Consider the following 13,912-nt stretch of genomic DNA (forward strand, 5'->3'; position numbering starts at 1 on the left):
AACATTCTCCTATAATAAATCGTTTAATGCATTTTGCATTTCTTCAAGTTCACTTTGCTTTTCATCAAAGTAAATTTCATTAGCTAATAATCGCTGTTTGAAATCAATCTTCGAATTAGAAAACTCTTCATCAACATTGCCAAGTAGTTCTCTTAGTTTTTGATGGTTCTTAGCCATCTTACTGAAGATATCATTTCGCTTAACAGCAACATTTTGCTCGGCGACAAAAATTTGAACATCCTGAATTCTTAGCAATTCGTTCTTCTTATCAGCTTGTTGTTTTTTGTTCTCATCTTGTAGTTGCCTTGATATAAAGCCATCAAGTCCGTTAATGATGATCGCTCCCAAGATTCCAGTTAGTAAACTTGCAAAGAACATCCCTAAAATATTAGCAATTGTTCCTAGAAGTTTTATTTCAAAAGTCATACCTGGTATCTTATTTAAGAACTGTTCAAAATATTCTCCTAAAAACATTGCTCCTACACCTAATAATGCGGATGTAATAATTTTTGAAACATGGGCAATTTTAATTGCAGTAGAATGAGATTGATTTTCAGGGTTTGATAGATAAGAGATACTTTCTCTAATTGAACCAAATAATTGTTTTACCAAATTTGGTAACTTTCTTAGTTTTTCAGCGAAAGCACCAATAATTTCTCCTACGATGCTTCCAACAAAACTGTCTACACCCACTTTAATAAAATCTCTAATTTTACCAAAGAAGGAATGAAGTGCATTTTTCATTTCATCTAAGAATGTATCAAACGAACGTTTTTTAGATTTTAAAAAACGAACCAAAGCATTCATTATTTCTTTCAACATCCCAAATAAAGCTGCAACAAACATAGCTTTAACTGCGTCTTTACCTGCCTTGTGTGCCATTCTAACTGCAGCTTTCTTTGCTATTGGTTTATACATAGCTTTCTTTGCACTTTTTTCAGCTTTAATCATCTTATCTGAATCAGCAGCCAATTTATCATTTAATTTTTTATTATTTTCAGCCTTAAGATTTCGCTTTTCGGCATCTGAGATATTCATCTTATCAATTTTTTTATTAGCTCTTTCAACTTGTTCTTTTAGATTTTTTTCTCTTACTTCTCTTTTCTTTATATACTCGCTATTAGATTTTGCCCCTTTACTTTTATTAAGAGATTCATTAGTTCCTGCCAAATTTTCTGATTTATTGGCTAAATCAGAAGTTTCAATATCTGCTATTTTCCTCCATGGGTTTTCAAAAATCTGTTTTCTTGGTATGACATGATCCAAATTAGCTTTTTCGTTAATTTTTATTGTTTTTCCAGTATATTCATCCTTTAAATTTCCATTTTTTTGCCTTTCTTTCATAGCATTATTTGCATCAGTATACCTTTTATCTTTCATTATTTTAGCACCCTCTTCTTTTGTATAACCATTAGGATGCTTATCATTATACTGCTTAAGAAGCGTGTCGCTTGTCATATCTAAGCCAATTTGGTTCGCAAATTGACTCCAAATTTCATCTAAAATAACATCACCTAATTTATCCGGTGAACTAATTTCTTTACATTCCAATTCTAATTTTTCAAGATTAGAAAACTCAGTTGTAAATTGTTGTTCCAGTAGTTCTTCTAACTCATCGTAGTTTAAATTTTCAGACTCATATACTTCTTCTGCATTCAATAATAATTCATTTTCCACTGCTTTTTCACTCTCCCTTCAGTGCTTCAAACTTCGCTTTCATGGTTGGATTTTTTCGAGTCAATTTTTTGACCGAAACATCTTCCAATTTATTGTTTGCAAGGCGGAGTTGGTTTTCGGATGTGGTTAGGAACTTCTTGACCTCTTCCATACGTTTGATGGCCTTGTCGATTTCATCGATAGCTTTACCAAAGTTGGTTGAAGCAGAGTTGTAGTTCTTGGCAAAGGCTAGTTTAAAGGCATCCAAGTCTTCTTCAAAATGCGTAATATCGATATTTTGCTCCCGAACCAAGGCCAACTCTTGCTTGTATTTTAGTGAATTAAGCGCCGCATTTCGCAAAAGCCCAATCAACTGGATAAAGAATTGAGGACGGACCACATACATCTTTTCATACTCGTGGCTGACGTCAACAATCCCTGTGTTAAAGTAGTCGTTATCAGCCTCAAGCATGGTCACCAAAACAGCATATTCGCAGTTCTTTTCACGACGGTCCTTGTCCAATTCCTTGTAGAAGTCTGCGTTCTTGTGCTTCTTCTCTGTCCCATCTGCTTCATTTTTCATTTCAAACATGATGGAAATAATTTCGACCCCATTTTCATCACTCTCACGGAAGATAAAGTCCCCTTTGGAACCACGCGCAGATACCTTGTTATCCTTCTCAAAGTAGGCATTTGGAAAGGCAAAACTACGGACCTTGTTAAACTCACTCTCTGCATACTGTTCCAGACTTTCCCCGATGGCTTTTGTAGATTGTTGAGCCTTGAAATTCTTGTAAAATTCGACTTGTTCACTGGCTGCTTTAAGCTGTGCTTCATAGTTTTGCTTAACAGAAGCCAATGATAACTCATTTTCCTTTTCTTGCAATAGAAGCTGATTTTTAACCTGATCCCGTTCTTTTTCTAGGTCAGAAAGGGTCTTTTGCAGTTGATTTTCATGCTCCAAACGCAAGGTTGCCAATTGGTTTTCCAAAGCCTGCACTTCCTTGTCCTTGGCCAAGAGAGCCTCATGGCTTGTCTGTTCAACCTCTTTCTTGGCTAACTCTTTCTCTGTATCAAAGTTTTGGATTTGACTCTGCAATTGCGCAATTTCTTGATCCTTCTGAGCTAGTTTAATCTGTTGCTCATTCATAGCCTTTTGCTCTGCCAAGGCCAGTTCCTGCTTCATACGGTCGTGCAGTTCCTTATCAAACTCTACTGTTCTCACTTGGGACAAAAGCTCGGCATACTGACTTTCATTTACTGTAAAGACTTCCCCACAGTTGGGACATTTGATTTCGTTCATATCGTTCCTCTTTCTAGACTTCTTTAACCATTATATCATGCCTAAGGGAAAATCAAAAACAGCGAGTCGAAACCCACTGTTTATATCTGTTACTTTAAATTTTTTCCAAGGCCAAGCGCAAATCTTCAATCAAATCCTCTACATTTTCAAGACCAATCGACAAGCGAATTTGGTTTGGTGTGACACCTGCTGCTTCTAGATCTTTTTCTGACAACTGACCGTGAGTGGTTGTCGCAGGATGGACAACAAGAGATTTAGCATCTGCCACATTTGCAAGGTCAGAGAAGATTTCTAAATGATCAATGACCTTGCGAGCTTCTGCTTCTCCACCTTTGACATGGAAGGTAAAGGATTGAACCAACACCTTTTGGCAAATATTTCTCAGCCAAGGCATGATATGGACTGTCTGCAAGTTTTGGATAGTTGACTTTTTCAACCTTAGGATGGTTGACAAGGAAATCAACAATTTTCTCTGCATTTTGCACATGGCGTTCGACACGAAGAGAGAGTGTTTCAAGCCCTTGGAGCAATAGAAAGGCATTAAATGGTGACAAGGCAGCACCTGTATCACGAAGCAATTGAACACGAACAGCGATAATAAAGGCTGCAGCACCAACATCCCGAGTATAGCTCAAATTGTGGTAGCTAGGATCTTCCTCAACAAATTGAGGGAATTTCCCTGAAGCTGCCCAATCAAAACGACCACTATCGACAATCACGCCTCCAATAGTCGTACCATGTCCACCGATAAACTTAGTCGCAGAGTGAATGGAAATATCTACACCGTGAGAAAAGACATTAATCAAATAAGGTGTAGCAAAAGTATTGTCAGAAACAAGTGGAATCTGATGCTTATGAGCAATCTCAGCCAATTTTTCCAGGTCTGGAATGTTAATCAAGGGGTTGCCCAAGGTTTCAATCAAGACAAGCTTGGTATTGTCATTGATAGCTGCTTCCACTTCTTCCAAATTATCCACATCGACAAAGGTTGTTGTGATCCCATATCGAGGAAGGGTTTCCTTCAAGAGATTGAAGGTTCCACCGTAAATAGTTGATGCTGCTACAACATGATCACCAGCATGGGCAAGCGCCAAAATCGTATAAGTAACCGCGGCCATACCTGATGCGGTTGCTAGTGCTCCAATACCACCTTCAAGAGCAGCAATTCTTTCTTCAAAAGCAGCCGTTGTAGGATTGGTAATACGAGTATAGATATTCCCAGGTTTTCTCAAGGCAAAAAGATCCGCACCTTCCTGCGTATCATCAAAAACAAAGGATGTTGTCTGATAAATCGGAACTGCACGAGACTTGGTAGCTGGATCCACAACTTGACCAGCGTGTAGTTGCAAAGTTTCAAATTTAAAATCACGAGTCATAAGGCGACCTCCATATAGTTTGATTAAGGATATTGTAGCACCTTAAGGTATAGTTTACCAATATTAGTTTTCTATATTTTGATATAATAAATAACTATTACCTTATTTTAAAAATGAAAAAGGCACGACTCAATCGTGCTCATTTTCTTAATCTACATAAGTGTCTTCGTTTTTATTGAGGAAGGCATATGGAAGACCCATCAAGAAGCCACCACCAATCAAGTTCCCAATAAAGGTTACACCCCAGTGACGAAGCATATTTCCAACACCGAAGTTAGCAATTGAATCCGCAGCAACACTGAATTTTACAATCGCGAAAGAAGCAAAGTTCGCCGCAATGTGCTCGTTTGTCAAGAATACAAACATGTAAATTGCTGACAAAACAAGCCATAGTTTGGCACCACCATCTTTGACCAAAACAAATGAAAGAATCGCAATATTTACGAAAATATTTGCCAAAATCGCCTCAAGTAAGACTAATTCATTTGAACGGCCTAACTTCATCTCAACAACCCCTGAGATGAAACTATCATGTGTCAGATGTGCATAAGCTGCTGAGTGAGCAAAGCCCCAACCTGCTATCAAAGCTCCGATAAGGTTGAACAAGGTACAGTAAAGTAAAATCTCAGCTGTTTTTCTCCAAGAGATTTTTTTCAAGAAACTACCAGCAGTCAAGAACATCATGTTTGATGTTACCAACTCGGCATTCAAGAAAACAATGTATGCCAATCCCCAAGCAAAGACAAAGGGGAAGAGGAAGCGTCCACTACCTGGTGCAATTTTATTAATCAAGTCAGCCCCAACTGCACCTGCAGCAGTACTGAAGGTTAAAAAAGCACCTGCAAACATAGAACGAATCGCATACTTAAATTTGCTTTGGCTATAAAGACTTTCTTTCTTCTTACAAGCAAATTCAATCTTTGAGATAAATTCTGAAGAAACCATAATAAACTCCTAAAACTTTTATTTGTGATAATTATAACATAAAACAGATATAAAGAAAAGCCTTTCCTAATTGTATTTTTCCTAAATTTAAAAATTTAGCAATCGTTTACATTGTTTTAATAACAAGCTTTTAGAATTTTTAATTGTCCGAATTTAGAGATTGAGTAGAATCATTTTTGTTCTATTTAATATATTTATTACTAAATAGAACAAAATGGTTTCTCCGCATCCCTACTCTGACTCTTCTTAATCAACATATGTATCTTCATTCTTATTTAGAAAGGCATATGGTAAACCAATCAGAAGTCCTCCACCTATAAAGTTAGCAATGAAGGTAACTCCCCAATGTCGAAGGATATTTGGTAGATCAAAGTGAGCTACTTGATCAGCAATCATGCTAAATTTCATAATACTAAAGGAAGCAAAATTGGCAGCGATGTGCTCATTGGACAAAAAGACAAACATTGAAATAGCTGATAAAATGATCCATAGTTTGGCAGCACCATCTTTGACTAATATAGACGAAAGAATGGCAATATTTACAAATACATTGGCAAGAATCCCCTCAAGCAGGACTAACTCACTTGGACGCGCCAACTTCTTGGCTACAAGCTTAGGAAGGAAACTATCATGGGTCAGATGAGAAAATGCTGATGAGTTAGCAAAGGCCCATCCAGCTACCAGGGCACCAATGAGATTAAACAAAGTACAGTATAGTAAAATAATTACTGCCTTTTTCCAATCAATTTTTTTCAAGAACACTCCAGCTGTTAAATACATCATATTGGAAGTTATCAATTCCGCATTTAGAAAGACGATATAGGCCAGCCCCCAAGCGAAAACAAATGGGAAAAGGAAATACCCACTACTTGGAACAATATTATTTAATAAATCCGCACCAATAGCCCCAGCAGCTGTACTAAAAGTTAAAAAAGCACCTGCAAACATGGAACGAATAGCATACTTGGACTTACTTTGATTGAAAAGACTTTCTTTCTTGTGGCAATAATAATCTATCTTCGAAATAAACTCTGAAGAACTCATAAACATCTCCTATTTTTTTATATTTATTATTATAACACATTTTTTTGAATGAGTAATCATTTTCTTAAATTTATAACATTTGTATTGATTTATACTCTTCGAAAATCTCTTCAAACCACGTCAGCTCTATTTGCAACCTCAAAACAGTGTTTTGAGCAACCTGCGGCTAGTTTGCTCTTTGATTTTCATTGAGTATTAGCATTACATAGTTTGCTTATAAAGCCATAAAAAGAACCAGCAAAACTAAATGTTTACTGATTCTTTAAAAATTAATAACGTTGCTTATATGGTTGGTTGAAGGCTGTTAGGACTTCTTCAGGTGTTTGTGAATAGTCTTTTGTATCTTTCAAATCACCTTTTACAATAATTCGCTCTGTCGCATCATAGTCCACACATGTTACAAGTGTGATTTCATCAACACCACTACGGTCATCAATCTCATCCACACGATCTGGAGTTACATGCTTGACCTCATGAATGACATAGGTATAAACCTTATCCTTATCTGTTAGATAAATTTTCATCCCATTTTTAGCACGTGATAATGGAGAAAATAGCATCTGACTGGCATTTTCTGCTGTAAAAATGTGATGACTCGCAAGTGAATAGTTTCCTTTCCCCATCACTTGATCACGCTTCATTGTACCAGCTCCATAGAAGAGATTAATATTATCAAGACCTTTAAAAATTGGCAAGTTAATTTCTACTTCAGGAATAGCAATTCCACCAATAACTGGCAATTTTTGCGAATTCCATTGTGAGGACAAGACAGCTTCTGACGAAATGGCTTTTACTGAGTCAAAGTCAAAATTACCTTCTGTATCTTGATTTTCTTCCAATTTTTCTTTTGATACCTGACTGACTTGATACTTGTTAGTATTCCAAACCATGAAGATATCACGAATTTTTGAATTGAAAATCAAAGCCACTGACAAGATGATTAAAAATCCTGCCAAGACATTGATTAGTAAATTTTTACGATTTGTTTTATTTTTATTCTTTTTATGAGACATTATGCTTCACCTTCTGTTTCGTTTTCTGTCCCAACTTCTTCTTTTTCTGACGCTGCAACCGTAGTAAAGGTCACAATTTTAGCATCCTGATCCAGGCGCATCACTTTAACTCCCATAGTTGAACGACCTGTTTGTGAAATATTGGCAACGTTTGTTCGAATCATGACACCCGTATCAGTGATAATCATCAAGTCTTCATCGCCTTTAACGGTCAAAAGACCTGATAGAGGACCATTTTTCTCAGCTACATTAGCCGTCTTCATCCCTTTACCACCACGACCTTTTGTTGGATATTCGGTCGCAACTGTACGCTTACCATAGCCTTTTTCTGTGATGATAAGAACCTCGTCCTGGTCTGTAATCACACTGGCACCAACTACTGTATCTCCTTCACGAAGATTGACACCTTTCACACCCGTAGCGATACGACTCATTCCACGAACTGCTGATTGATTAAAGCGCACTGCATAGCCAAACTTAGTACCAATGATAATATCCGTATCTTCTTCTGTCAGCAGTACATTAATCAACTCATCTTCATCTTTGAGGTTCAAAGCCTTGAGACCATTCTGGCGAATGTTAGCAAACTCCTTAACGCTGGTTCTCTTCACAATACCATGACGGGTTGTGAAGAAGAGATAAGCATCATCGCTGCGTTCAGCTTCAACATTGATGATGGTCTGAATACTTTCACCTTCATCCAATTTCAAAAGATTGACAATTGGCAATCCCTTGGCAGTACGGCCATACTCAGGAATTTCATAGCCTTTCAGGCGATAGACACGACCTTTATTTGTAAAGAAGAGTAGGTGATCATGAGTGCTGGTTGACACTAACTCTCGGACAAAATCGTCATCCTTAACGCCTGTACCTTGAACACCACGCCCCCCACGTTTTTGAGCAGTGAATTCTCCTTGGTCCAAACGTTTAATGTAACCCTTGTTAGAAAGCGTAATTAAGACATCCGATTCTTCAATCAAATCCTCATCTTCGAGGCTTAAGACTTCACCAACCATCAATTCAGTACGACGTTGGTCACCAAACTTACGCTTGACTTCGTCCAATTCGTCTTTGATGATTTGAGAAACACGTTCGGGCTTAGCAAGAATATCTGCTAAATCCGCAATCAGAGCCAAGAGGTCATCATACTCAGACTGAATCTTATCACGTTCTAAACCTGTCAAACGACGAAGGCGCATATCAAGGATGGCTTGACTTTGACGTTCAGAAAGCTTAAACTTGCTCATCAACTCAGCTTGTGCTTCCGCATCCGTTTCACTAGCACGGATAATACGAATCACTTCGTCGATATGGTCTAGTGCGATTAAGAGACCTTCTAAGATATGAGCACGCGCTTCTGCTTTTTCCTTATCAAAACGAGTACGACGAACAACCACTTCTTTTTGGTGCTCAATATAAGCATCCAAAATCTGACGAAGAGACAAAATCTTCGGTACCCCATTTTGAATAGCCAACATATTAAAACCAAAGTTGGTTTGCATCTGGGTCATCTTGAAAAGATTGTTTAGGATAACATTGGCTGAGGCATCACGCTTTACTTCAATAACAAATCGAACACCTTCACGGTTGGACTCATCACGAACCGCTGTAATGCCCTCAATGCGTTTTTCCTGGACCAAACGAACAATATGCTCATGCACCTTTGTTTTGTTGACCATGTAAGGAAATTCTGTTACAACGATGCGCTCACGGCCAGTCTTAGTTTCTTCGATTTCAGTACGAGAACGAAGAACAATCGAACCTTTACCTGTTTCATAAGCCTTATGGATACCTGATTTCCCCATAACAAGGGCTCCAGTTGGAAAATCTGGCCCAGGCAAGACTTCCATCAAATCCTTAGTGGTCACTTCAGGATTGTCCATGACCAACTTCACTGCATCAATGGTTTCTCCAAGGTTGTGAGGTGGAATATTGGTTGCCATCCCAACGGCAATACCAGTAGCTCCATTAACCAAAAGATTTGGAAAGCGCGCTGGCAAGACCAAGGGTTCACGTTCATTGGCATCATAGTTATCAACGAAATCAACCGTATTTTTATTGATATCACGAAGCATCTCCAGAGCAATCTTGCTCATACGTGCCTCAGTGTAACGCTGGGCGGCAGCACCATCACCATCCATGGAACCAAAGTTCCCATGGCCATCTACAAGCATGTAACGGTAGCTCCACCATTGAGCCATACGAACCATGGCTTCATAGATAGAGGAATCCCCGTGTGGATGATATTTACCCATGACATCCCCAGTAATACGAGCAGATTTTTTATGTGGTTTGTCTGGAGTAACACCCAATTCATTCATTCCATAGAGAATCCGACGGTGAACGGGTTTCAAGCCATCTCGAACATCAGGAAGAGCCCGCGCAACGATAACACTCATGGCGTAGTCGATAAAGCTTGTCTTCATCTCCTTTGTCAGATTGACATTCACTAAATTTCTATCCTGCATTAATAAATGCCTCATTTCACTATAATTAGATATATTATACCATAATGTTCGCTATATTTCAGATATCTAAATCGATAAAACGTTTACATAAAGAACTGCAAGGTATATCCGTGACAAAGCTATTTAAAAGTGATAGAATGAAATCAAATGGGGAATTTCCCTTAATAAAACAAAGGAGATGTTTAGACAAATGACAGCAACTAAACAACACAAAAAAGTTATCCTCGTCGGTGACGGTGCCGTAGGTTCTTCTTACGCTTTCGCCCTCGTTACACAAGGAATTGCACAAGAACTTGGTATCATTGAAATTCCACAATTGTTTGAAAAAGCAGTTGGTGATGCCGAAGACCTTAGCCACGCCCTTGCATTCACTTCACCTAAAAAAATCTACGCTGCTAAATACGAAGACTGTGCTGATGCTGACCTTGTTGTTATCACAGCTGGTGCTCCTCAAAAACCAGGTGAAACTCGTCTTGACCTTGTAGGTAAAAACCTTGCTATCAACAAATCAATTGTTGAGCAAGTTGTTGCTTCAGGTTTTGATGGTATCTTCCTTGTTGCAGCTAACCCAGTAGATGTCTTGACTTATTCAACTTGGAAATTCTCTGGATTCCCTAAAGAACGCGTTATCGGTTCTGGTACTTCTCTTGACTCAGCTCGTTTCCGTCAAGCCCTTGCTGAAACAATCGGTGTTGACGCTCGTTCAGTCCATGCCTACATCATGGGTGAACACGGTGACTCAGAATTCGCTGTTTGGTCTCACGCTAACGTTGCTGGTGTTAAATTGGAACAATGGTTGCAAGCAAATCGTGACTTGAATGAAGCTGACCTTGTTGAACTTTTCATATCAGTTCGTGACGCTGCATACTCAATCATCAACAAGAAAGGTGCTACATACTACGGTATCGCTGTAGCCCTTGCTCGTATCACTCGTGCAATCCTTGATGACGAAAATGCAGTACTACCACTCTCTGTATTCCAAGAAGGTCAATATGGTGTTGAAAACGTCTTTATCGGTCAACCAGCTATCGTTGGGGCACACGGTATCGTTCGTCCAGTAAATATCCCATTGAACGACGCAGAAACTCAAAAAATGCAAGCATCTGCAAAAGAATTGCAAGCTATCATTGACGAAGCATGGAAAAATCCTGAATTCCAAGCAGCTTCAAAAAATTAATTTAAATAGCTTGATAGACTAGCCAAAAAGGTTTTAAAATCAGAAAACGCATATTATCAGGTATAGAAATCCTTGATAATATGCGTTTTATTGTGGAAAGATTTATTTCATTTTCTGCTAAAGTATTCCTAGAAATGAATGTGACTTTATTAATCAATTTGTTCATTTCTTATTTCATTCGATTATAAATCGCAATTAAAAAGTTTTGCCCTTTTTTGCTCCTAGATAAAAAAGAGCCCATCACATAGGCTAGAAAGCTTGATATGATAGGCTTTTTAATGTTAGATTAACGTACTGTACGGATACGCATTGTGTTTGTACGTACAGCTTCTCCAACTGGTACACCCGCTACGATAACGATATCGTCACCAGATTGTACAAGACCTGCTTCAACTGCTTTACGTTCAGCAATTTCGAACATATCGTCAGTTGAAGATGGAGCATCTGTCAACATTGGGATAACACCCCAGTTCAACATCAATCCACGTTCTGTCAATTCGTCGAATGTCAATGCCAAGATGTCAGCATTTGGACGGTATTTAGAGATCAAACGTGCAGTGTGACCTGTCTTAGTAAGAGTTACAATCAATTTAATGTCCATTGAGTTAGTAGCATCTTTAACAGCTGAAGCCATTACTTCTGTCTTAGAGTTACGTTCAAATGAATCTGAGTTCAAACGGCCGTATTCGTTAAGAAGAGTTTGAGCGTTCTTGTCGATTGTAGCCATTGTAGTTACTGACTCAAGTGGGTATTTACCATTTGCAGACTCACCTGAAAGCATTGTAGCGTCAGTACCGTCGATAACAGCGTTGAATACGTCTGATACTTCTGAACGTGTTGCACGAGGTTTTTCAGTCATTGTTTCAAGCATGTTTGTTGCAGTGATAACAACTTTACCTGCAGCATTGACTTTCTTGATGATCATTTTTTGGTAAACTGGAACCATTTCGTATGGTACTTCGATACCCATGTCACCACGAGCAATCATGATACCATCAGCAGCTTCGATGATTTCATCCAAGTTGTCGATACCTTGTTGGTTTTCAATTTTAGCAAACAATTGAACGTGTCCGTTTCCAGTCTCTTTACAGATTGCACGAACTTCTTCAACGTCTTTTGCAGTACGTACAAATGAAATCGCAATAAAGTTGATACCTTGCTCAAGACCAAAGCGGATGTCATCATTATCACGTTCAGCAAGAGCTGGGAAAGGAATTTTAGTGTTAGGGATATTAACACCTTTTTGTTTAGCGATTACACCGTCATTTTCAACTTCAACTTCAAATTCACGAGTCACATCATCTTTAGCAACTACACGAAGACCAAGTTTACCATCGTCAATTAATACTTGGCGTCCAACTTCAACATCGTCATAGATATCAAGTGAACCAGCGACGTTCAATGCAATTACTTCACGAGTTGATTGAATTCCTTGTTTAGTTGCAACACGAATTTTTTCACCAGTTGTGTAAGAGTATTCTTTTGCATCTCCTTCAAACAATTCTGTACGGATTTCTGGTCCTTTTGTATCAAGAAGGAAACCAACTTTTTTACCTGCAAGTTTTTCAGCAAGTTTAACAGTTGCCATACGGTCACCTTGTTCTTGGTGGTCACCGTGTGAGAAGTTGAAACGGAATGTGTTAGCACCAGCTTCAATCAATTTAGCAATGTTTTTAGCAGAAGCTTCAACATCCAGTTTTCCACTCCAGTATCCCTCATCACCAAATTTTTTACCACCACGGATTTCTACCGCAGGACCTAAAGTTGCAACGATTTTTACACGTTTGTTCATGATTTTTGTGACTCCTTTATATATATGACCTCTTTGGTCTTATTAACTAATTTTTAAATTATGACAAGCTCTTATTCAAACTAGAAAGTTCAAGATCAGCTTTATGTGGATTGTTAACCACAATCTTACCATCTGCAGTCAAGCTAAACAATGCCCCTTCTTCTGCAGTACCAAGAATTGGGTTTTCAACCATTTTCTCATTACGGATACCAACCGCAACGCCACCGATACCTTCTTTAAGAAGTTTAACGGCATGGGCACCCATACGTGACGCCAATACACGGTCACGAGCTGTTGGAGAACCACCACGTTGGATATGTCCAAGTTCTGTCACACGAAGGTCGCTTGTATCACCAGCTTCTTTCAGTTTTTGACCAAATTCAGCTGCTGACATCACACCTTCTGCCAAGACGATAATGTTGTGTTTTTTACCACACTCATAGCCAGCTTTGATACTTGCTACGATATCTTCCATCTTGAAATCTTCTTCAGGGATGATGATTTCATCAGCACCAGTAGCAATACCTGCCCAAAGAGCGATATCACCAGCGTTACGTCCCATAACTTCGATAACAAAAGTACGACGGTGACTTGATGATGTATCACGAATCTTATCGATAGCGTCCATAGCAGTAGTAACCGCTGTGTCAAAACCGATTGTGAAGTCAGTACCAACGATATCGTTATCGATTGTACCTGGAAGACCAATAGCTGGGAAGCCATGTTCAGTCAAACGCATAGCACCGTGGTAAGATCCGTCACCACCGATAACAACTACGCCTTCAATCCCGTGTTTTTTCAATTGCTCAATCCCTTTAAGTTGCCCTTCAAGTTGAGCGAACTCTGGGTAGCGAGCTGAGTGAAGGAAAGTACCACCACGAGAAATGATGTCTCCTACTGAAGCAGCATCTAATGGATGAATTTCACCAGCAACCATTCCAGCATATCCATCATAGATACCAAATACTTCCATTCCTTCTGAAATTGCTTGACGAACAACTGCGCGGATGGCAGCATTCATACCAGGGGCGTCTCCACCACTAGTTAAAACAGCAATACGTTTCATTTGGTTTATGCTCCTTTTTCTTTTAACATTCTTACTGATTATATCACATTTAATTGGAAAATTCTTCTATTT

Annotated in this window: 9 protein-coding genes and 1 pseudogene; 1 reads left to right on the forward strand and 9 read right to left on the reverse strand. The window is 38.7% G+C overall.

What is annotated here, in order from left to right:
- Positions 1-9: 9 nt before the first annotated feature.
- The 7 genes and pseudogenes from SK629_RS06145 to gyrA form a co-directional block, all read right to left on the reverse strand.
- Entirely contained in the window at positions 10-1,677 is a 1,668-nt protein-coding gene (locus tag SK629_RS06145; protein ID WP_042901053.1) for a hypothetical protein, read from the reverse strand.
- A gap of 7 nt (positions 1,678-1,684) precedes the next feature.
- Positions 1,685-2,959 carry a DUF2130 domain-containing protein gene (locus tag SK629_RS06150; RefSeq protein ID WP_042901054.1) on the reverse strand — a complete coding sequence of 425 codons (1,275 nt, stop codon included), beginning with the start codon at positions 2,957-2,959 and terminating at the stop codon, positions 1,685-1,687.
- 94 nt (positions 2,960-3,053) lie between these two features.
- Positions 3,054-4,335 (reverse strand): annotated as a pseudogene (locus SK629_RS06155) (O-acetylhomoserine aminocarboxypropyltransferase/cysteine synthase family protein).
- A gap of 147 nt (positions 4,336-4,482) precedes the next feature.
- Positions 4,483-5,280: a formate/nitrite transporter family protein gene (locus SK629_RS06160; protein ID WP_000254776.1), complete on the reverse strand. Its 798-nt coding sequence runs from the start codon at positions 5,278-5,280 to the stop codon at positions 4,483-4,485.
- A gap of 246 nt (positions 5,281-5,526) precedes the next feature.
- Positions 5,527-6,324 carry a formate/nitrite transporter family protein gene (locus tag SK629_RS06165; protein ID WP_042901056.1) on the reverse strand — a complete coding sequence of 266 codons (798 nt, stop codon included), beginning with the start codon at positions 6,322-6,324 and terminating at the stop codon, positions 5,527-5,529.
- Positions 6,325-6,593: 269 nt separating this feature from the next.
- Complete coding sequence (locus SK629_RS06170) at positions 6,594-7,337, reverse strand: class A sortase (RefSeq protein ID WP_042901057.1); 744 nt, start codon at positions 7,335-7,337, stop codon at positions 6,594-6,596.
- The gene (gene gyrA / locus SK629_RS06175) at positions 7,337-9,805 is read right to left on the reverse strand and encodes a DNA gyrase subunit A (protein WP_042901058.1); all 2,469 of its coding nucleotides are present in this window, start codon (positions 9,803-9,805) and stop codon (positions 7,337-7,339) included. The genes SK629_RS06170 and gyrA overlap by 1 nt, the downstream gene beginning before the upstream one ends.
- Before the next feature lie 190 nt (positions 9,806-9,995).
- Between gyrA and SK629_RS06180 the strand changes: the two genes are divergently transcribed.
- Positions 9,996-10,982, forward strand: a complete 987-nt coding sequence (locus tag SK629_RS06180) for an L-lactate dehydrogenase (protein ID WP_000127489.1) — start codon at positions 9,996-9,998, stop codon at positions 10,980-10,982.
- Between the two features lie 286 nt (positions 10,983-11,268).
- Here the strand turns inward: SK629_RS06180 and pyk are convergent, their stop codons facing one another.
- Together pyk and pfkA are read right to left on the reverse strand one after the other, a co-directional pair.
- Entirely contained in the window at positions 11,269-12,774 is a 1,506-nt protein-coding gene (gene pyk / locus SK629_RS06185; protein ID WP_042901059.1) for a pyruvate kinase, read from the reverse strand.
- A 58-nt stretch (positions 12,775-12,832) separates the two neighbouring features.
- On the reverse strand, positions 12,833-13,840 hold the full coding sequence (gene pfkA, locus SK629_RS06190; RefSeq protein WP_042901060.1) for a 6-phosphofructokinase: 1,008 nt from the start codon (positions 13,838-13,840) through the stop codon (positions 12,833-12,835).
- Positions 13,841-13,912 lie beyond the last annotated feature (72 nt).

Origin of the sequence: Streptococcus mitis, from assembly GCF_000722695.1 — a bacterium.
Taxonomy (GTDB): domain Bacteria; phylum Bacillota; class Bacilli; order Lactobacillales; family Streptococcaceae; genus Streptococcus; species Streptococcus mitis_O.